The 18,111-nt window shown below is 60.1% G+C and carries 18 protein-coding genes and 1 tRNA gene; 4 read left to right on the top strand and 15 right to left on the bottom strand.

Annotated elements, in window-relative coordinates; genetic code table 11:
* Nucleotides 1–35 precede the first annotated feature (35 nt).
* From O0881_RS05730 to O0881_RS05690, 9 genes are all read right to left on the bottom strand, one after another.
* Nucleotides 36–380, bottom strand: a complete 345-nt coding sequence (locus tag O0881_RS05730) for a GPW/gp25 family protein (protein ID WP_289910540.1) — start codon at nucleotides 378–380, stop codon at nucleotides 36–38.
* The gene (locus O0881_RS05725) at nucleotides 377–1,021 is read right to left on the bottom strand and encodes a phage baseplate assembly protein V (RefSeq protein WP_289910539.1); all 645 of its coding nucleotides are present in this window, start codon (nucleotides 1,019–1,021) and stop codon (nucleotides 377–379) included. Before O0881_RS05725 ends, O0881_RS05730 begins: the two co-directional genes overlap by 4 nt.
* Before the next feature lie 280 nt (nucleotides 1,022–1,301).
* Entirely contained in the window at nucleotides 1,302–2,795 is a 1,494-nt protein-coding gene (locus O0881_RS05720; protein ID WP_289910538.1) for a PIN-like domain-containing protein, read from the bottom strand.
* 324 nt (nucleotides 2,796–3,119) lie between these two features.
* Nucleotides 3,120–3,587: a phage virion morphogenesis protein gene (locus O0881_RS05715; protein WP_289910537.1), complete on the bottom strand. Its 468-nt coding sequence runs from the start codon at nucleotides 3,585–3,587 to the stop codon at nucleotides 3,120–3,122.
* Nucleotides 3,584–3,835, bottom strand: a complete 252-nt coding sequence (locus tag O0881_RS05710) for a phage tail protein (protein ID WP_289910536.1) — start codon at nucleotides 3,833–3,835, stop codon at nucleotides 3,584–3,586. Before O0881_RS05710 ends, O0881_RS05715 begins: the two co-directional genes overlap by 4 nt.
* 179 nt (nucleotides 3,836–4,014) lie before the next feature.
* Nucleotides 4,015–4,101: transfer RNA gene (locus O0881_RS05705), tRNA-Leu, on the bottom strand.
* A 102-nt stretch (nucleotides 4,102–4,203) separates the two neighbouring features.
* Complete coding sequence (locus O0881_RS05700) at nucleotides 4,204–6,501, bottom strand: TonB-dependent receptor (protein WP_289911458.1); 2,298 nt, start codon at nucleotides 6,499–6,501, stop codon at nucleotides 4,204–4,206.
* A 399-nt stretch (nucleotides 6,502–6,900) separates the two neighbouring features.
* Nucleotides 6,901–7,296 (bottom strand): nuclear transport factor 2 family protein, encoded by a 396-nt coding sequence (locus O0881_RS05695; RefSeq protein WP_289910535.1) that lies wholly within the window; start codon nucleotides 7,294–7,296, stop codon nucleotides 6,901–6,903.
* A gap of 11 nt (nucleotides 7,297–7,307) precedes the next feature.
* On the bottom strand, nucleotides 7,308–7,520 hold the full coding sequence (locus O0881_RS05690) for a hypothetical protein (RefSeq protein ID WP_010399127.1): 213 nt from the start codon (nucleotides 7,518–7,520) through the stop codon (nucleotides 7,308–7,310).
* Nucleotides 7,521–7,787: 267 nt separating this feature from the next.
* Between O0881_RS05690 and O0881_RS05685 the strand changes: the two genes are divergently transcribed.
* Nucleotides 7,788–9,125: a polysaccharide deacetylase family protein gene (locus O0881_RS05685; protein WP_289910534.1), complete on the top strand. Its 1,338-nt coding sequence runs from the start codon at nucleotides 7,788–7,790 to the stop codon at nucleotides 9,123–9,125.
* A 30-nt stretch (nucleotides 9,126–9,155) separates the two neighbouring features.
* On the opposite strand, the gene O0881_RS05680 is transcribed toward O0881_RS05685, so the two are convergent.
* From O0881_RS05680 to O0881_RS05670, 3 genes are all read right to left on the bottom strand, one after another.
* On the bottom strand, nucleotides 9,156–9,659 hold the full coding sequence (locus O0881_RS05680) for a DUF2939 domain-containing protein (protein ID WP_180278753.1): 504 nt from the start codon (nucleotides 9,657–9,659) through the stop codon (nucleotides 9,156–9,158).
* 125 nt (nucleotides 9,660–9,784) lie between these two features.
* The gene (locus O0881_RS05675) at nucleotides 9,785–10,231 is read right to left on the bottom strand and encodes a DUF2939 domain-containing protein (protein WP_289910533.1); all 447 of its coding nucleotides are present in this window, start codon (nucleotides 10,229–10,231) and stop codon (nucleotides 9,785–9,787) included.
* Between the two features lie 36 nt (nucleotides 10,232–10,267).
* The gene (locus O0881_RS05670; protein WP_251348258.1) at nucleotides 10,268–10,960 is read right to left on the bottom strand and encodes a hypothetical protein; all 693 of its coding nucleotides are present in this window, start codon (nucleotides 10,958–10,960) and stop codon (nucleotides 10,268–10,270) included.
* A gap of 227 nt (nucleotides 10,961–11,187) precedes the next feature.
* Here O0881_RS05670 and O0881_RS05665 point away from each other — a divergent pair, with 227 nt between their 5' ends.
* The gene (locus O0881_RS05665) at nucleotides 11,188–12,024 is read left to right on the top strand and encodes a hypothetical protein (RefSeq protein ID WP_289910532.1); all 837 of its coding nucleotides are present in this window, start codon (nucleotides 11,188–11,190) and stop codon (nucleotides 12,022–12,024) included.
* A 14-nt stretch (nucleotides 12,025–12,038) separates the two neighbouring features.
* On the top strand, nucleotides 12,039–14,237 hold the full coding sequence (locus O0881_RS05660; RefSeq protein ID WP_289910531.1) for an acylase: 2,199 nt from the start codon (nucleotides 12,039–12,041) through the stop codon (nucleotides 14,235–14,237).
* A gap of 12 nt (nucleotides 14,238–14,249) precedes the next feature.
* Here the strand turns inward: O0881_RS05660 and O0881_RS05655 are convergent, their stop codons facing one another.
* A complete protein-coding gene (locus tag O0881_RS05655; RefSeq protein ID WP_289910530.1) occupies nucleotides 14,250–15,431 on the bottom strand; it encodes a PLP-dependent aspartate aminotransferase family protein in 1,182 nt (393 codons plus the stop codon).
* Complete coding sequence (locus O0881_RS05650) at nucleotides 15,428–16,807, bottom strand: cystathionine beta-synthase (protein WP_289911457.1); 1,380 nt, start codon at nucleotides 16,805–16,807, stop codon at nucleotides 15,428–15,430. Before O0881_RS05650 ends, O0881_RS05655 begins: the two co-directional genes overlap by 4 nt.
* 316 nt (nucleotides 16,808–17,123) lie before the next feature.
* Here O0881_RS05650 and O0881_RS05645 point away from each other — a divergent pair, with 316 nt between their 5' ends.
* Nucleotides 17,124–17,672 carry a thymidine kinase gene (locus O0881_RS05645; protein WP_099667472.1) on the top strand — a complete coding sequence of 183 codons (549 nt, stop codon included), beginning with the start codon at nucleotides 17,124–17,126 and terminating at the stop codon, nucleotides 17,670–17,672.
* Nucleotides 17,673–17,798: 126 nt separating this feature from the next.
* Here the strand turns inward: O0881_RS05645 and O0881_RS05640 are convergent, their stop codons facing one another.
* Nucleotides 17,799–18,071: a DUF2007 domain-containing protein gene (locus O0881_RS05640; protein ID WP_070256715.1), complete on the bottom strand. Its 273-nt coding sequence runs from the start codon at nucleotides 18,069–18,071 to the stop codon at nucleotides 17,799–17,801.
* Between the last annotated feature and the right edge of the window lie 40 nt (nucleotides 18,072–18,111).

Here is an 18,111-nt window from a genome sequence, read left to right as displayed (position 1 = left end):
GGGCGCCGGCAACTGGGCCAGGTCGATGGGCGTGCTCATACGCTGCCGCCTTGTTTGACGGGCACGGACAGGGTGATGCCCTGGCCATTCGCCGTGCCATCGAGCAGCAATGCGATGGCGCCGTCCGTGTCGCGCGTGAGCTGCACGCTGGCGAGCTGCAGGCGCGGTTCCCAGCGGCGCAGGGCAAAGGCGGTGGCCGCATAGATGCGCAACTGCGTGGCGCTGTTCAGGGGCTTATCGATCAGCTCGGGCACTTCGGAGCCATAGCGGCGGAGCTGGATGCGCGAGCCGATGGGCGTCGTGATGATGTCGGCAACCGACTGGCGCAGGTGGCCCAGGCCCGTCAGGCTGCGCCCGGTGGCGGCGTGCATGCCCATCATGGCAGCGGCCCGCCCGACTGCTCCTCGCCGGTTTTGACGTTGGCGTGCGGATGTTTGAGCAAGCTGATGGCGCTGGCCAGCACGTCCTCGCTTGCCGTGATTGTCCCTTGCATGGTTATGGCCAAGCTGTCAGCGGCGCCGGCCTTGGCGTTCACGCCACCGTTCAGGGCGGTGGCGCCGCTGACGGTGGCCGATTGCATGACGATCAGGTTGCCCGTGCAGATGGTGCTCGGTGCGTTCGACGTGACCTTGTCGGCGGTGATGGTGGTCGTGCCGTCGGGGAGAAGTGCAGTCAGGGCGTGGGTCGCGTGGTCGTATTGCACCACGGCGCCGTCGGGGTAGTGCGTGGTGTGGATGCTGTCGCTAGTTTCGGGTGCGTCAAATTCTTGCGAGTACAGCGCGGGCACGATGATGCCACGCGTCAGGTCGCCGCCCGGGGAAAAGACGATCACTTGTTCGCCCACGGTGGGCGCCGACCAGGTGCGGGTGCTGCCGGCGCGTCGGGTGGCCCATTTCAGCCATTCGGTGGTGAGAGTCGGCCCGAGCCGCACGCGCGCCTTGGCCCCTTCGACCTCGGCAATGGTGCCCAGGCGGATGAGGTTTTGCAGCAGGCGGGAGAGGTCGGACAGGTCGGCGTTCATGCAGTGCATGTTGCCGAAGTCCGCGTGCGGATGCACGCGGGGGCGGGTTGATATGCTGCTTAGTGGCTACGGTTATTGATGACGCGCTGATTTAGATAGCTGATATGTTAGTGTTTCACAAAATGGCTAATCGTCTCTATTAACTGAAGTATCCTGATGCTCGATTTCTTCCTTTAGATGTTAACTTGGTATAGAGACGTGAATTTTCCGGGCCGGGTTTTTCGTGTCAGTTTCTGCGACCATTGTAAAATAGAAGCCATATGAAAAAATTTCATTAGAATCATCTTTCCTTCAGCGCTTGATTTGCTAGGAAAATTGGGCTCTTGAGAACGAATGTGGTGTGGAACTCATCGCCAACAATGTAGCCAATGATGACGCTATGGATGGGGGTGTTGAATAACATATTTAAAATGTCATTAGCATATCTATCTAGCGCCCGCTCATCGAGGTCAACAAATTCCTGTGCCGAAAATGCCACGACGATTGATATATTGTCAATGGGTACTTCTTTTGAACGCGTAGATACATCTCGAATTAGCTCTTGGACTACCCTTCGCTTTAATCCGCGCGGGGAAATAATCTCATACCCGTGCAAGCCATCTTTCCCTTCTATGACAATGTCTGGGAAAATCATATTAATTAATTTATCTGATCGATGAAAGGTTTTTGCCCAACGGGTTACTATACTTTCTACGTACAGCATCCAAGATCTTGAATCACGTCGAAGATTATTTTTTTCTCCTGATTTTATTAATCGCTCATCGAAGATTGTATATCCTTCTTCTTGCGGTCTAAGTTGAAAATTCCGAAGATTTTCCCATGTAAGGCTTTGCTCGGACGCTTCGCTTTGTTGGTACTCTGCCGTCTCTTTTACCTGCGCGATAGTCTCTTCTGTGACTTCCTTGGCTTTCAAGTATTGCTCTGCATTTTTTAGGAACTGATCTGCTCGGTAAATCCAAAATCGCTCTGCTCCGGAAAGGGTTAGAAATTCTTGTATCAGTTCGGGTGCTGGACCAAGAGTTTTTCCTTCGTGAGAGGACCACCAATCATCTTTGCCATCGCCTGTGATAAATACGACGTCCTTATTGCCATTCTTTGCGACAAATGCCGTTGTCTGGCGCCATAAAATTAAGTCGCCGAACATTCCTGCGTATGTAATTCCACGATCTCGATAGTGTAGGTCACGTTTATCTTTGGCATCTTTGTATCCTGGTGGAATTCTCTTGTCATAGCGGTCCTGGCCATCCTTCACGAGTATGTCTAGAGCCTCTTGATCGGCTGGAGGCTCACCGACGCGACCGGAAAATAGCTCTGCAATCCTATTTCCAATTGGGTCATCTAAGCTTACGCTTGGCAAACGAACACAAGCGAGGTCGATTGCTTCTGCTAGCTTTATATTCGAATCACGTACAGCGCTAAGTCTGTCGTGTAGGTCGACAATTCCTGTATTTCTCTTCTCAAATTCTATTTTTAAGAATTCGGCTTCCAAGCTTGCACTATTTTCTCTGATGCGGTCGCGTAAATCCAAGAGGGGCTCGTTGGATTTCTTAATCCTTGTGAATTTATTTCGATGAAATTCTAATGCAACTTGGTAAGGAATCCATGAGCGTTCTGCTACTCTATTTAGTACGGAAAAGAAAATTTCCCGTGCCGCCTCAGGGTATGAGTACAAGTTGAGCAAAACATTGGTATCGAAGACAAATAGACCATTCGTCCATAAAGATTTGAATGCTTCTTCGGAAGGGCGATAGTGACCGGGAAATAGTTTTTTCATTGGGAATTTTATATTAATAATTTTTCTAATAACACATGTTGGGTGTTTTTATATTTTACTTTTTTTAATTTCAACGGTTATTTATGGTAAGGCGTCAACTTCCACATTAAGATTATGCTTCGCTACGTTAAAATTGTACATAATCGGAAGCTATCGGGAGGTACAATTGTCTCCGGAAAATGTAGTATATTGCCATAATGATATTTTATGCATTTTAATGCAAATTTAGTAACTTTGTGCGATTTCTTTCGCCCCTGACTGAGGCTTCGACGCCACTCTAACTCAAATGACAACTTTAGTCAGTTGAAGTTCGAAGCAGGCCATCTAGAATTGCTCCAGATGCTGCAGCAGAGATTCGCGAATTAACGTCCGATCAGTTTCACTGAGACCCAGGAGCGGCCGGGCCGGGTAGCTGTATTTTGGCCCCTTCTTGGAGACGCTATCCGTTAAGCCCTCTTGATGCACCCGTGCGACGTGCATCACCTTACCCACGAAGCCGACAGTCAACTGGCCAGGATCTGCCTGCACCTTGATGTATTTTGCGGTACGAATCTTGGCGAACATGGCCGCCTTCTGCCGCTTGATGCGCCCATTCTTTCCCTTGAAATCCTTGCGCCGCTTGCGCGCGGGGTACGCGGCGCCATCCGGCCCCTGCTGCGCCTTGATGCGTTGCACCTGGCTGCGGCGCAGGTCGATGGCCACCTTGTGATTGATGGCGCGGCGCCGGGCAGGCTGCAGCATGGCCAGCAGAGCGCCGGCCCAGGCTTCCAGCGCGTGCAGGTCGTCGCTCATGGCGTGGCCTCGGGCGTGCGCCATTCGGCAAGCAGGGTCTCGCCGTCATATAGCTTCCAAAACTCGTCCGCGTAGGCCGGCATGTGTTGTATCTCGGCCAGGTGCTTGATGTCCAGGCGGCCCGCTTCGCCGGCCTTGACGGTCACGCGCTCGGTCAGGTCCAGCTTGATGGAAATGTCGACCGTTTCATGGTTATTAAAATCCACCTCGAAGGCCATGCCATGCTTGCGCGTTTCCTCGTTGGCCATCAGGTCAATGATGGCGTCGGGGTCGCTCGCGTAATCACGGCGTAAATCTGGCGTAATCGCTACCGGTTTTTGTCGGGTTTAATCTGTATCAAGGGAAATGTCGGGACGTAAAAAAAGCCACTAACCCGTTGATTGTATTGGGTTTAATGGCTTTTTTGATGTTTCTGAATTCTGTGCGCTGGTGCCCGGAGCCGGAATCGAACCGGCACGCCCTTACAGGCGGGAGATTTTAAGTCTCCAGTGTCTACCAGTTTCACCATCCGGGCAGCGCGGCGAGATTCTAGCACAGGTGATGCCCATAATGCCATCTTGTGCCTGAGCCATGCTGTCCGGTTTGCGCCGGACAGCCTGGTTTCATCTGCCTGCCGTCAGAACGTCGCCTTGAACTGCACCCCGTACGTGCGCGGTTCGTTGATGATGCCCGTCAGGTTGTCAAAATCGATGGCGCCCAGCGACTGGATCTGGTTGGTGATGTTGCGGCCGTAGGCGGAGATTTCGTATTTGTCCCATTTGTAGCCGACGCGCAAGCCGCCTTCCAGCAGTTCCTTGGCCTTGTATTCCTTCGCTTCATACAGGAAGAAGTTGTAGCTGGTGCGATAGGCCCAGTCCGTGTAGGCGTAGAACTCGCCATTGGCGAGGGGAATGCTGTATTTCAGGGTGAAGTTGGTCTGCCACTCCGGCGCGCGGGGCAGCGGGTTGCCGTCGATGTAGGCCGTACCCTTGAACGGACCGACGGGATCGGTGACGGTGCAGCCGCTGGCCGGGTTGTTTTGCGCGTTGCCGCAGCTTTGCACGAACAGTTTCTTGTCCTGGATTTCCGTGTGGTTGTAGCTGCCGCCCAGGGTCATGCTGAGCGAATCGCTGAGATTCGCCTGGAAATCGAGTTCCACGCCACGGCCCGTGGCCTTGTCGGCGTTGATCAGCTGGTTCATGTTGACGGCGCCGCTGCCGGCCGTCAGCTGCTTGTCCTTGACGCGGTACTGGAACACGGCCACGCTCAGGCGCGCGCGCTTGTCGAACAGGTCTTGCTTGATGCCCGCCTCGACGGACAGCGCTTTCTCAGCGCCCGCAAACGAAGGGCGGTCGGCCAGGCCGTTCAGGCGGCCCTGCATCGACGGCGCGCGGTAGCCGGTGGCGATGCGCGCGTAGGCATTGGTTTCCGGTGTGAGCACATAGGTGCCGCTCAAGTCCCAGCTGACGTTGTGCGAGGTGTCGTGCAAGTTGAATGGGCCGGCCGTGGTCGCTTCCACGCGCTTGGCTGAGAAATCCTTCTTGTCGCTCGTGTAGCGCAGGCCGGCGCGCAGTTTCAGGGCGTCCGAGACCGTGTAGTTGAGCGAGCCGAAGGCCGCATACGATTTCGAGCTCTGGTTTTGCGTGGCGTAGGCGCTGTTTTGCGGATTGCCGGGCGCCAGGCTGTCAAAGCTGATGCTGTCGATCTGGATATCTTCCTTGAAGTAGAACAAGCCGCCTATCCATTGCAGCGGGCCGCGGGCAGACGATTCGGCGCGGAATTCCTGCGAAATCTGCTTGTGGTTGGGGATCACGTCGGCCGTTTCCACGACGAAGGGGATGAAGCCGGGGCCCATGGGCGGGGCGTACACGGCGCCATAGCCGCCGTCGACGTCGGCGCGGCTGAAGAAATCGAGTTTTTCGTAGCCGGTGATCGAATGCAGGGTGACGCCGGGCAAGTCCCATTTCAGGCGCATGCTGCCGCCCTTGGTTTTCAGGTGCTGGCGGTTGATGCCGTCGGTCGGGTAGGAGCCGTAATCGAAGTTGTCGACCAGGTCGTTGGTGCCCTGTTTCAGGATGTTGGCGCGGAACAAAGTGGCTGTGCCGTCGAGGTTACGCGCATGCACGTTGAACAGCGCGGTGAAGTCGCGCGTGGGCTTGACCAGTACCTGCAGGCGGGCGGCGCTGTCTTCATAGCCTTCGAAGTCGCGCGTGCCGGTGGGGCGCGGGTTGTGCACGCGGTCGTCGCGGCGCTGCGTCTGGCCGGAAAAGCGCAGGGCCACCGTGTCGCTGACGGGCACGTTGAAGGCGCCTTCCAGGTTCTTCATGCCATCCTTGCCGAAACCGCCGCTCAGGTAGCCTTCCGTCTTGAAAACGGGTTTGGCGGAGTCGAACTTGATCACGCCGGCCGGCGAGTTGCGGCCAAATAGGGTGCCTTGCGGGCCGCGCAGCACCTCGACCTGATCCACGTCAAACACGGGAAAACCCTTCAACATGGCGTTTTCCTGCACCACGTCGTCCATCACCAGGCCCACCGGTTGCGAGGCGTTCAGGTCGAAGTCGGTATTGCCCAGGCCGCGAATGTAGAAACGGGGGAAGGTGCGGCCGTAATCCGATTCGACGGAGACGCTGGGCGAACGGCTGTTGAGGAAGCGGATGTCGGCGCCGCCGGCCGTCAGGGTGTCGAGCTTATCGCCCTTCAGGGTGGCGATGGACATGGGCACGTCCTTGATGTTTTCCGCGCGCCGTTGCGCCGTCACGATCACCGTTTCCAGCTGGCCGGGGCCGGCTTGCGCCACCGGAGCGGCCGGCGCGTCGGTGGCTGGCGGCGGGACGCTGTCCTGCGCCATCGCCTGCAGGGGGAAGGCGGCAGTGATTGCCAGGGCAATCAGGGTGTGGCGTATTGTGCTGGCGCGTGTGCTGGCATGCGGTGTCATCATGAAACGGCTCCTGTCGGTGAAGGTTGTTGGGGCGCTGCAAGCTGGCGCTGGTCAGCTGGACGAAAAATCATGCTAGCACGGAAAGTTTTGGTATTCATGCCATTTTTCAGGCGCGCTCATTCATATGTTTTTCGACTGAATACGCGAATAAAATCGTATTTGTCGTCAATATTGGGCGGGTGCATAGTGGAGTGCCGGCAGGCTTGCGCGAGCGCAAAGTGGCCTGGCATGGCGATGGCGGTTTCCTGCGGAAACGCAAACAGAGGGAGGGCTGTTGCCGCGCGGCCCGCGCCCGGGCACTGGAAATACAACAGCTGCCGCGGATTTTTTTCGGCAGGGGCGTGTTGTTGCTGCGCGACAGGGGACGGTGCCGGTGGCGGCCATCCCCTGTGCGGATCAGCCGGGAATCGGCGTGCCCTGGTGAAAAATCATTTGCCAGCGGCCATCGCGCCACTTCCACAGCGAACTGCGCAAGCTGGCGCTGGCAGGCAGGGCGCCGCTGGCGTGGCGTTGCGAGCGGTAGGTCACCAAGGCCACATCGTCGGCCAGCAGGCGGGCTTGAAAATCGCTGATGCTGCGCGGACAAAAATCTTCTGCCGGCAAGTCCGCCAGGGTCGCGGCGCGTGTCCAGAGCTTGCCCGAGCTGCCGAATTCGACGAACTCGTCGGCTAGCAGCGCTGCCAGCCTGGCGCTGTCGGCGCGCACGGCCCGGCTTTGCAGCGCCGCTTCCAGCGCCTGCAGCTGCGCCGCCAGGCGTGCGCCGTCCTGCGTCTGATCCTGCGCGTGGTCCATTGCCAAGGTCTTCAGATGGGAAACGCGCCCGCGCCCGACACATTCAGGCAGGCGACCTTATCGCTGGAAAAATACTTGATTTGCCCCAGACCGATGGCGTAGCAGCCGTCGCTGAGCGGGGAAATGGGGCCGGTGAGTTTTTCACCGCTGATCAGGGTCACCACCCAGGGCGTGGTGGCCGGTTTGCCCGCGTGGGCCAGTGCGTGTTGTACCAAGTCTGACATGGAGCCTCCGATGGAAATCAAAGCTCGATGATAGCAGTGCCGCGCAGGCTTGGGCGATGCCGTGCCGGCCTGGCGCGCGGGCTGCGCCATGGCCGCCGCGGAAGGCATGACCGGGCGTCATTATTTATTTGCATAATGGCAATCAAGTGATATAGTTGACAAGCACTCCTGGCGAAAAAGCTTGGCAAGGCAATGTTGATTGATCCTTTTCTGCCGTGCTGCGTTTGTTCCGCCGGCGCCGCGCGCACTACTTTTGAAAGCCGCACCATGTCCAGCCAGTACCCTGACGCCCCGCCCCGCTTTTCCATGCCCTCGCCGCCAGTCACCAATACGCCGCTGGAATTCATGCCCACGCACGATCTGTCCTTTTGGGACAGCGATGTGACGTCGGGTTGCATGGTGTCGCTCGATGCCGCCGTGTCGTTCAAGGATGGCTACCCCTCCTTGCGCATCGACCTGCCAGCCGGCTTGCCTGCAGGTACCGTCGTGAAAGTGGGCACGACAGGCGCTGCCGGCAAGGGCCAGCCGCGCATCCCGTTCAACTGGGACTTGCAACGCTTTTCCTTCGCGCTGCGCTCGACGAATGCCGCCATCATGCAGACGGGGGGCATGATTTACCTGGGCAACAGCGATTACAGCAGTTTCTGGTCCGGCTTCCTGAATGCCTTGCATTACGGCGGTTCCGCCGCCGCCGACACCTTGATGTTCGTCAACAATGAGTGGTGGGTGCCCAAGCTGGCCACGCCGCTCGATAGCGAGGGCACGCCCACGGCACAAAACCTGTCGCGCGGGAAATTTACCGTGCAGCTGACCGCCGCCACGACGCAGCCGGAAACCATCTGGCTGGGCATGCTTGCGGCGTTGCCGAAGCGTAAATTGCCCACCGTCATCTTGTCCTTTGACGATGGTTATGCCTCCTGGGATACGTATCTGATGGAGCGGCTGAAATACTATGATTTGCCGGCCTCGTTTGCCATCGTCACGTCCCTGCTGGGGCAGCCCGATTACATGTCGGCTGAGCGCATGAAGGCGCGCTTCGACGATCCGTCGCGCCTGTTCGACTTTACCTTGCACCAGAGCGTGCACGACAATGTGGCGGTACAGGGTTCGGCCCAGTACGTCACTGCGCTGCAGGTGGGGCGGGACAAGATGCGCGCCGCCGGTATCGGCGGCGATGGGCCATCGCACCATGCGTGGGTCGAATCGCTGTGGACGAATACGGCCATCAACGCCATGCGCGCCGCCGGTTTCCTGTCGGCGCGCGGCGCCGGCTATACGGCCGAGCGCGGCTTTGACCAGATGTTTTTCACTGGCAACGACAAGGATGCCTACATCCTCAACACTTCCACGGTCAACCTGACAAACGACGCCAGCTTTGCGCAAGTCCAGGCGGCGATCCAGACGGCGGTGGGCGACGACAGCTTTGTGTTTGTCAACGGCCACGATATCGTCAGGACGCCAACGTCCGACTACCAGACCTCGTATGCGGTCATCGATGAATTGCTGGCATGGCTGGCGGGGCAAGTGGCTGCCGGCGCGCTGCAAGTGGTGTCGCATAGCCGCTGGTTTGCCGATACGACGGGCAGGGTGACGGACCGGCGCTGATCGCCTCGGGAGCAGAATTGCGCCGGCGCCTCAGGCGTCGGCCAGCAAGTTCTTCGGCAGGGCCACCGACACCAGCTTCCAGTGCCACAGGCCGTCGCGCGCCAGGGTCAGTTCGCCGATATGGCTTTTGCTGTGGGCGCGCTGCACCACGACGCTGTCCCAGGAGGTGTAGCGCAGTTTGTAGTCGGGCTTGGTATTGCGCTTGCGGCCGCTGATGTCGCTGACCTTGGCGAGCGGTTTTTCGTAGCGGTCATTGAGCTTCATCAAGGCGACGATGCCTTCGGGCATCAGCATGGTATCGAGCAAGGGGTCGATGACGTCGGGACTGATGTCGTCGGCCACTTCGGGCGCCGAAAACAGGGTGTGCAGTTGTTGCCCGAGGCTGCCGCGCAGCTGGGGCAGGTCGATATGCGCAGCGAGGGCCTGGGTATCCTCGTCCATCGTTGCCGTGCGAATCTTATTCATGGTGAAATACGGGCTGCCATAGAAGACGCCGGCCAGCGCGACCAGTGCCACTACAGCGAGAAGCATCATTCTTTTCATCGTGCGATCTCTCGGATGCCTGGCGACCCGGTGCGCCTGAAGTGTTGGCATTCTACATAATATTTCCCAAAATCAATATAGAGGTTTAAGTAAGTGTTGTTTTAGATCAAGTTTCTTTAAAGTAATTCCGGCGGCAAGGTGATGTCCGTCAGTTTCCAGTCCCAGATGCCATGGCGGCGCAGCAAAAACTGGCTGGCGGCGGGCCCGGCGCCGCTGCGCCGCAGCACCACTTCGTTCCATGAACGGTACGCCATGCCGAAGTCGTGGCGCTTGCCGTCCACCCCGTGCTTGCCATGCAGGATCAATACCGTGATGCCGGGCGGCGAGACGATGGTGTCAAGCATTTCCTTGAAATCGTCCTCATTGGCCGTTTCGCCGGCCGCCCGCAGCTGGCGCGCCACGCTGGCGCGCACGGCGGGCAGGTCGGCCTGCTGCGCCAGGTTTTCCAGGCGCACGGATTTCGCCGCGATGCTGATGCGGTACATGGCGATATAGGGGCTGACCCAGGTGAAGCCGATGGCGGCGACGGCAAAAATGATCGCGGTGGCGTACTTTCTTTTCATGCTATGGCTCGTTGGGTCGCAGCTTGCACGCGGGGGTCAATAGCCGCCAAGGATCTGGTATTCCAAACCTTGATTTCCTGCGCTGCGTATCTGGATCCGGATTTTCCGGAAGGTGACTTCCGCGGGAAAACTGGTGATCTCAAACGACAAGTCTTGCGAAAACGACGGCCGTGCCAGGTCGCCTGCATATTCTCTGTAGGCAATGCGCAAGGTGTGATTGCTGTAGCCCTGGTATAGCAACTGCGAATTGATGGACCTGTCGATAGGCGCGGTTTCCACTCCCGGGCCGAATTTGATGCCGGGGTTGACATCTTCGTGCCACCACATCAGATCGCTGGCGACCATCACCTGGTCCAGCAGGCCATCATTGTTGCGGTCGGCAAAACAGGCATTCCTGGTCATCCCGGGCAGCAGCATGTTGAAGACCTGGCGTTCGGTGCAGTAAGCGGGCTTGCCTTCAATATCGGCGCGGTACAGGAAGTCGCCCTCGATGACGGCAACGCGGCCGCCGCCGATGGACACGGCGCGTCCATCGTAGATCTGATAGCCCGTTTTGCTTGTGTATTGGAATGTGGACAATAGCGCTTCACCAGCAGTGACCTTTGAAACGATGTTCAGTTGCGGATCATGGCCGATGCGCTCCATCGTGCGGGTCGTCTCGCGGACTTCCATGGTGGCACATCCGCTGAGTAGCAGCGCAGCGATGGCGACGCGGTATAACTTTTTCATTGATTTCCTTGTTTGTCTTGGGCGCGCTCATGCACAAGCCGGCGCGATTAAGGGGAAGGGTAGCTAAATATTGCCAAATGATAAGTTCAGTTGCCTATGAAAGAAAGGGAAAATGCGCTTTTTTCCATTGTGACGGACGATGGCGGACCTCGATCAGCTGCATGGGCGGCGGATGGTGTAGCATTCGTGCCGGCGCGGACCATCGCGCCGCAATATTGAGGACAACCATGAATATCACTATCAATCAGGTGCTGCAGTCGTATATCGACCCGCTCACCGCCAGCGAGTACGCGGCGCTCGAGCGCAGCCTGCTGGCCGAAGGCTGCCGCGATGCGCTGGTGCTGTGGAACGACGTGCTGATCGACGGGCATAACCGCTACGCCATCTGCCGCCAGCACGGCATCGAATTCAAGACCATCCAGAACACCAGCTTTACCTCGCTCGACGATGTCATGCTGTGGATGATCGACAATCACCTGGCGCGCCGCAGCGTGTCTGACTTCCAGCGCGGCGTGCTGGCCCTGCGCAAGAAGGAAATCGTCGCCGCGCGCAGCCCGGCGCCCGTCAGCGCTCAGGATGCGCCGGACGGCGAAAACGCGCCGAAGGCACCCATGAGCACGCGCGAAGAGGTGGCCAAGGCGGCGAGATTGAGCAGCAACCAGATCAGCCAGATCGAGAAGATCCAGAAGGCGGCGTCGCCGGAACTGGTGGAAGCCGTCCGTTCGGGCACGATTTCCATCAATGCGGCGGCCACCGTGGCATCCCTGCCGCCGGAAGAGCAGGTGGCGGCCGTCGCCGGCGGCAAAAAACTGCTGCGCCAGGCGGCCAAGGAAATCCGCGAACAGCGCGCCGCCACGCGTACGCCGCGCGAGCCGAAGGTGCATGTATCGCAGGATACGCCGGAAACGGGCAACGAGCCGTGGGCCGAGAACGCGGCGCAGGCGCCGTCCGAAACGGAACGCTTGCGCGGCGAGATCGCCAGCCTGAAACAGAAGGTGGCGCAGCTGCAGGCGGAAAATGTGGAGTTGAACCAGCGCATCGCGGCCCTGATTGACGCATCCTGATCTGGAGTTTTGGCATGTTACATCGCAGTGCCCTGTTTGCCGCAGTTGCTGTCGCCAGTATTCCCGTGCTGGCCGCACCCGCTGTTTCTGTCAAGGACATGGCCCGCTGGCAGGCGCAGGCGGCCAATGTCAGCATCGCGCGCGATACGTGGGGCATTCCCCACGTGACGGGCAAGACGGATGCGGATGCCGTATTTGGCCTGATGTATGCGCAGGCCGAAGACGATTTCCCCCGCGTGGAACTCAATTACATCAACGCCATGGGGCGCCTGGCGGAAGTGGAGGGCGAACGGGAGCTGTACCGCGACCTGCGCATGAAGCTCTTCATCGACCCGCTTGAGCTGCAGGCGCAGTACCGTGCCAGCCCGGCGTGGCTGCGCAAGTTGATGGACGCCTTTGCCGATGGCCTGAATTTTTACCTGGCCATGCATCCGCAGGTCAAACCGCGGCTGATCGCGCATTTCGAGCCGTGGATGGCCTTGAGCTTCAGCGAGGGCAGCATCGGCGGCGATATCGAATCGATCAACCTGGCGCAGCTCGAAGCGTTTTACGGCCAGCAGGCCAGTCCTGCCGCCGTGGCGCTGGCCAGCATCGAGACCGGGTTGGATCCCGAGCCGAGCGGCTCGAACGGTTTCGCCATCGCGCCGGCCATCACCAAAAATGGCCATGCGCTCTTGATGATCAACCCGCACACCTCGTTCTACTTCCGTCCCGAAGTGCAGGTCACCAGCGGCGAAGGCTTGAACGCGTATGGCGCCGTCACCTGGGGCCAGTTCTTCGTCTACCAGGGTTTTAACGAGCGTCTGGGCTGGATGCACACCTCGGGCGGCGGCGACGTCATCGACGAATACCTGGAAAGCATCGTCGACCACGATGGCGCCTGGTTCTACCGCTATGACGGCGGCTTGCGGCCCTTGAAAACCGTGCCCATCACCTTGCCCTACAAACTGGCCGATGGCGGCATGGGGTCGAAGACCATCACCGTCCACTACAGCCACCACGGCCCCATCGTGCGTGCGCAGGACGGTAAATGGGTGGCCGTGCGCCTGATGCAGGAACCGTTGAAGGCTTTGATGCAGTCGTACACGCGCACCAAGGCGCGCGATTATGCTGCGTTTTATCAAACGATGGAATTGCGCACGAATTCGTCGAACAATACGGTGTATGCGGATGCGGATGGCAATATCGCTTACTTTCACGGCAATTTCATCCCCGTGCGCGACCCGCGCTTCAACTGGAAGCAGCCAGTCGACGGCAGCGACCCGGCCACGGAATGGCAAGGGCTGCACACGGTGGCGCAAACCATCACCCTGTTCAATCCGAAGAATGGCTGGATCCAGAATACGAACAACTGGCCGTATTCGGCGGCTGGCGCCCACAGCCCGCGCCAGAGCGACTATCCCGCCTACATGTCCGTGTACGGCGAAAACGCGCGCGGCCTGCATGCCGTCAAGGTTTTCCAGAACAGGACGGGTTTTACCTTGGGCAGCCTGATCGCCGCGTCCTACGACAGCGAACTGACGGCGTTCGAAGCGCTGTTGCCGCCCCTGTTCGCGGCATACGATGCGCTGCCGGCGGGCGACGCGCACAAGCTGGCGCTGGCCGACAAGGTGGCCTTGCTGCGGGCCTGGGACTGGCGCTATGCGCTGGACTCCACCGCCACCTCGCTGGCCGTGTTCTGGGGCCAGGAGCTGGCCGAGCTGGCAGGAAAACAGGCGCGCGAGCAGGGCGTGCCCGTCGTCGATTTTCTGGCGACGGACAAGGTCACGGCGGCGCAGCGCCTGGCTGCACTGGCGACGGCGGCCGATAAACTGCAGCGCGATTTCGGCAACTGGCAAACGCCGTGGGGCGAGATCAACCGCTTCCAGCGCCTGACGGGCGACATCGTGCAGCCGTTTGACGATGCGCAAGCCAGCCTGCCCGTGCCTTACGCGTCGGGCAACTGGGGCGCGCTGGCCGCGTATGGACAGAGCAGCAAGAGCACCACGCGCAGGATCTACGGCGAGCGTGGCAACAGCTTTGTGGCGGCCGTGGAATTCGGCCCCCGCATCAAGGCGAAAAGCATCCTCGCCGGCGGCCAGAGCGGCGACCCGAAGTCGCCCCACTTCCGGGACCAGGCGGCCATGTATGCGCGGTGCGAATTCAAGGATGTGCTGTTTTATCCCGAGGACGTGGCGAAGCACCTGGAGCGCAGGTACCACCCCGGAAAATAGCCGCCGGGCGTATCAAATCGCGTCGAGCGCCGTGCGCAGGTCATGGCGCAAATCCTCGATGTCCTCGATCCCCACCGACAGGCGGATCAGGCCATCGCCGATGCCCAGCTTGGCCCGCTGCTCGGCCGGGATGCTGGCATGCGTCATCAGGGCAGGGTGCTCGATCAGGCTTTCCACGCCGCCCAGGCTTTCGGCCAGGGCGAACACCTCGCAGCGTTCGAGGAAGCGCCGCGCGCCCGCCAAATCCGTATCGAGGTCGATCGAGATGATGCCGCCGAAGCCATCCATCTGGCGCTGCGCCAGCGCGTGCTGCGGGTGCGAGGCCAGGCCCGGATAAAACACCTTGCGCACTTCCTTTTGCTGTTCCAGCCACTGCGCCAGGGCCAGGGCGCTTTCGCAATGGCGCTGCATGCGGATGGCCAGGGTCTTCACGCCGCGCAGGGCCAAAAAGCTGTCGAACGGCCCGGCAATCGCGCCCACCGAGTTTTGCAAGAAGCCCAGCTGCTCGCGCCATTCCGTCTGGCGTTCTTCCGCGCCCACGATGGCGATGCCGCCGATGATGTCCGAGTGGCCGTTCAAATACTTGGTGGTCGAATGCACGACGATGTCGAAGCCATGTTCCAGGGGGCGCTGCACCAGCGGGCTGGCAAACGTGTTGTCGGCCACGGCGATGATGCCCCGTTCGCGGCAGATGTCGGCGATCGCCCGCAAATCCGCCAGTTTCAGCATGGGGTTGGTGGGCGTTTCCACCCATACCATCTTCGTTTCCGGGCGCAGCGCGGCCAGCAGGTTTTCCGGATTGGTCAGGTCGACATACGTGAATTCATGACCGGCCGAGCGGCGGCGCACGCGCTCAAATAAACGGTAGGTGCCGCCGTACATGTCGTCTCCGGCGACGATATGGCTGCCCGCATCCAGCAATTCCAGCACGGACGAGATGGCGGCCAGGCCCGAGGCGAAGGCGAAGGCTGCGCTGCCGCCTTCCAGGTCGGCCACGCAGCGCTCCAGCGCCCAGCGCGTGGGATTGTGCGAGCGGCCGTAGTCCAGGCCTTTGTGCACGCCGGGGCTGTCCTGCACGAAGGTGGAGGTGGCGTAAATGGGCGGCATGATGGCGCCCGTCGACGGGTCGGGCGACTGGCCGGCGTGGATGACGCGGGTGGCGAGGCGGCTCTTGCGGGGAATGTGCTGGCTCAAGATAGTGTCCTGCGTAAGTGGTTGAGAAGGTCGAAGCGGGTGATCAGGCCATAGAAGGCGCTGTCGTCGGCGACGACGGCCGTCAAGCCCCGGTCCAGGGTGGCGCGCAGGGCGGGCAAGCCGCTGGTGGGCGCCAGGGTTTCGATCTGCGTCGTCATGGTGGCGCCCACCAGACCCGCGAAATGCGCGGCGTCGCCGGAGACGTGCAGCAGCAAGTCCGATTCGTCGAGGATGCCGACCAATTGGCCGCCGTCGATCACGGGCAGCTGCGCCAGGTCGCTGGCACGCATGCGGTTGAAGGCCGTGAGCAGGGTGTCGCCCGACGCCACGCTGACCACGTCGCCCTCGTCGTAGCGGCGTCCGATCAGGTCGCGCAAGTCGCCGGACAAGGCCCGTTGCAACAAACCCTGGTCGCGCATCCAGCCGTCGTTGTAGACCTTCGACAGATAGCGCGTCCCCGTGTCGCACACGAAGGTGACGACGCGTTTGGGCGTGGTCTGTTCGCGGCAGTATTTGAGCGCGGCGGCCAGCAGGGTGCCCGTTGACGAGCCCCCTAAAATGCCTTCGGCGCGCAAGAGGGCGCGCGCGGAATCAAAACTTTCCTGGTCGCTGATGGTGTAGGCCTTGGTGACGCTGTCCATGTCGGCGATCGACGGGATAAAATCTTCGCCGATGCCTTCGACGGCCCACGAGCCGCTCGTGTCCGACACCTTGCCCGTGTCGATGTATTCGGTGAGGATGGAGCCTTGCGGGTCGGCCAGCACGAATTCCAGCTTCGGCTGCGCCTTGCGGAAGTAGCGCGTCAGGCCCGTCAGGGTGCCTGAGGAACCGACGCCGACGACAATGGCGTCCACGTCATGGCCGCTTTGCTCCCAGATTTCGGGCGCCGTCGTCGTTTCGTGGGCCAGCGGATTGGCGGGATTGTTGAACTGGTCGGCAAAGAAGGCGCCCGGCAGTTCGCGCGCCAGGCGCGCCGCGTAATCCTGGTAGTACTCGGGATGGCCCTTGCCCACGTCCGAGCGCGTGGTGTGCACTTCGGCGCCCAGGGCTTTCAGGTGCAGTACTTTTTCCGTCGACATCTTGTCGGGCACGACAAGGATCACGCGGTAGCCCTTGATGCGGCCCACCAGCGCCAGGCCGATGCCGGTATTGCCGGCCGTCGCCTCGACGATGGTGCCGCCCGGCTGCAAACGGCCGTCGGCTTCGGCCGCTTCGATGATGGACAGGCCGATGCGGTCCTTGATGGAACCGCCGGGATTTTGCGATTCCAGTTTCAGGAACAGCTGGCACAGGCCCGTGTCGAGCCTGGTCACTTCGACCAGTGGGGTGTTGCCGATCAGCTTGTATAGCGCTGGCGGCTGGGATGGGGATGGCATTCGATCATTCATGGTGGCTCCTGTCAGAGAAACAGCCGCTCCGGATTGTGTCCCGAGCCGCCTTCCGTGCCGCGCAGTGTAGGCGGGTGCACGGGTGCGGCGAACGAATGTTTGCATGCTTGCATATGCGGCTTTCGCATATCAGCAGCAGCGCGGCTACAGCGTGCGCGCTTCGAGTATGCGCCGTTTTTTGCCCGCTTGCCGCGCCAACGGCACGACTATTAAGCTGCCGCAAGCCCGCCATTGCGATTTATAATCACGCCTCGAAAAGGAACTAAACAGTATCCTGAAAACCAGACGAACAGGGCAGGCGGCAGTGGCAAAACTTTATTTCCGGTATTCCGCGATGAACGCGGGCAAGTCGACGGCCTTGTTGCAGGTCGCGCACAACTATGAAGAGCAGGGCCAGCAGGTGCGCCTGTACACGGCCGCCATCGACAGCCGCTACGGCGTGGGAAGGGTCACTTCGCGCCTGGGCCCGCAGCGCCAGGTCGATATCTTCCATGCCGACACGAATTTCCTCGACGCAATTCCCCAGGTCGCTTGCCTGCTGGTTGACGAAGCGCAATTTCTTAGCACGGCACAAGTGCAACAATTGCACCAGCTGGCGCAAGTGAAGGGCGTGCCCGTCATCTGCTACGGCTTGCGCACGGATTTCAAGGGCGAACCGTTCCCCGGCTCGGCCTATCTGCTGGCGCTGGCCGACGATATCGAGGAATTGAAGAATATCTGCACTTGCGGCAAGAAGGCCACGATGAACATCCGCGTGGATGAGCAGGGCCGCCGCATCAAGGAAGGCGAGCAGATCAGTATTGGCGGCAACGAAAGTTACCGCCAGGCTTGCGGGCGCTGTTTCTATGCCTGATTTACAACGCCTAGCAAAACCGTAGCGAGCGGAAGGAAGTTGTGCTTGAGAAGCGCAACTGTACGAAGGTACAGTGAGCATCGCAGACCGCAAATTACGACGCGCAGTAGGTTTTGACAGGTGTTCTTATTCGGCGACAGGCGCGCCTACATCGGCATCGTCCGCCAGCGCCAGGTCGCCCCGCTCGAAGGCGGCAAGGATGTCATTCGCGCGCGCCACGTCGTGTTCGCGCACCAGCACGCGGGCGCCGCCGATGGCGGCCGCCAGCAGCATGTCGGCCTGCATGTGCTGGTCATCCGTCAGCAGCACGTCGATGCCGGCGGCGGCCAGGCAGCCGCGGATGACGTGCGCATCCGTGGGGATCATCAGCCGGGCAATTAAAACGTAGTCGTCATGCATGGTGCCTCCTGGCAAGGTAGATTCATCCCCATCTTAGCAC

The organism is Janthinobacterium sp. SUN100 (assembly GCF_030397705.1).
Lineage (GTDB): Bacteria > Pseudomonadota > Gammaproteobacteria > Burkholderiales > Burkholderiaceae_D > Janthinobacterium > Janthinobacterium kumbetense.
Note: the sequence above shows the minus strand (reverse complement) of the source record. Positions and strands in the feature narration are given on the sequence as shown.

What these genes read in the sequence shown, in the direction of transcription:
- O0881_RS05730 (WP_289910540.1), bottom strand. Translation starts at nt 380, where the DNA reads ATGATGGGCATGCACGCCGCCACCGGGCGCAGCCTGACGGGCCTGGGC.
- O0881_RS05725 (WP_289910539.1), bottom strand. Translation starts at nt 1,021, where the DNA reads ATGAACGCCGACCTGTCCGACCTCTCCCGCCTGCTGCAAAACCTCATC.
- O0881_RS05720 (WP_289910538.1), bottom strand. Translation starts at nt 2,795, where the DNA reads ATGAAAAAACTATTTCCCGGTCACTATCGCCCTTCCGAAGAAGCATTC.
- O0881_RS05715 (WP_289910537.1), bottom strand. Translation starts at nt 3,587, where the DNA reads ATGAGCGACGACCTGCACGCGCTGGAAGCCTGGGCCGGCGCTCTGCTG.
- O0881_RS05710 (WP_289910536.1), bottom strand. Translation starts at nt 3,835, where the DNA reads ATGGCCAACGAGGAAACGCGCAAGCATGGCATGGCCTTCGAGGTGGAT.
- O0881_RS05700 (WP_289911458.1), bottom strand. Translation starts at nt 6,501, where the DNA reads ATGACACCGCATGCCAGCACACGCGCCAGCACAATACGCCACACCCTG.
- O0881_RS05695 (WP_289910535.1), bottom strand. Translation starts at nt 7,296, where the DNA reads ATGGACCACGCGCAGGATCAGACGCAGGACGGCGCACGCCTGGCGGCG.
- O0881_RS05690 (WP_010399127.1), bottom strand. Translation starts at nt 7,520, where the DNA reads ATGTCAGACTTGGTACAACACGCACTGGCCCACGCGGGCAAACCGGCC.
- O0881_RS05685 (WP_289910534.1), top strand. Translation starts at nt 7,788, where the DNA reads ATGTCCAGCCAGTACCCTGACGCCCCGCCCCGCTTTTCCATGCCCTCG.
- O0881_RS05680 (WP_180278753.1), bottom strand. Translation starts at nt 9,659, where the DNA reads ATGATGCTTCTCGCTGTAGTGGCACTGGTCGCGCTGGCCGGCGTCTTC.
- O0881_RS05675 (WP_289910533.1), bottom strand. Translation starts at nt 10,231, where the DNA reads ATGAAAAGAAAGTACGCCACCGCGATCATTTTTGCCGTCGCCGCCATC.
- O0881_RS05670 (WP_251348258.1), bottom strand. Translation starts at nt 10,960, where the DNA reads ATGAAAAAGTTATACCGCGTCGCCATCGCTGCGCTGCTACTCAGCGGA.
- O0881_RS05665 (WP_289910532.1), top strand. Translation starts at nt 11,188, where the DNA reads ATGAATATCACTATCAATCAGGTGCTGCAGTCGTATATCGACCCGCTC.
- O0881_RS05660 (WP_289910531.1), top strand. Translation starts at nt 12,039, where the DNA reads ATGTTACATCGCAGTGCCCTGTTTGCCGCAGTTGCTGTCGCCAGTATT.
- O0881_RS05650 (WP_289911457.1), bottom strand. Translation starts at nt 16,807, where the DNA reads ATGCCATCCCCATCCCAGCCGCCAGCGCTATACAAGCTGATCGGCAAC.
- O0881_RS05640 (WP_070256715.1), bottom strand. Translation starts at nt 18,071, where the DNA reads ATGCATGACGACTACGTTTTAATTGCCCGGCTGATGATCCCCACGGAT.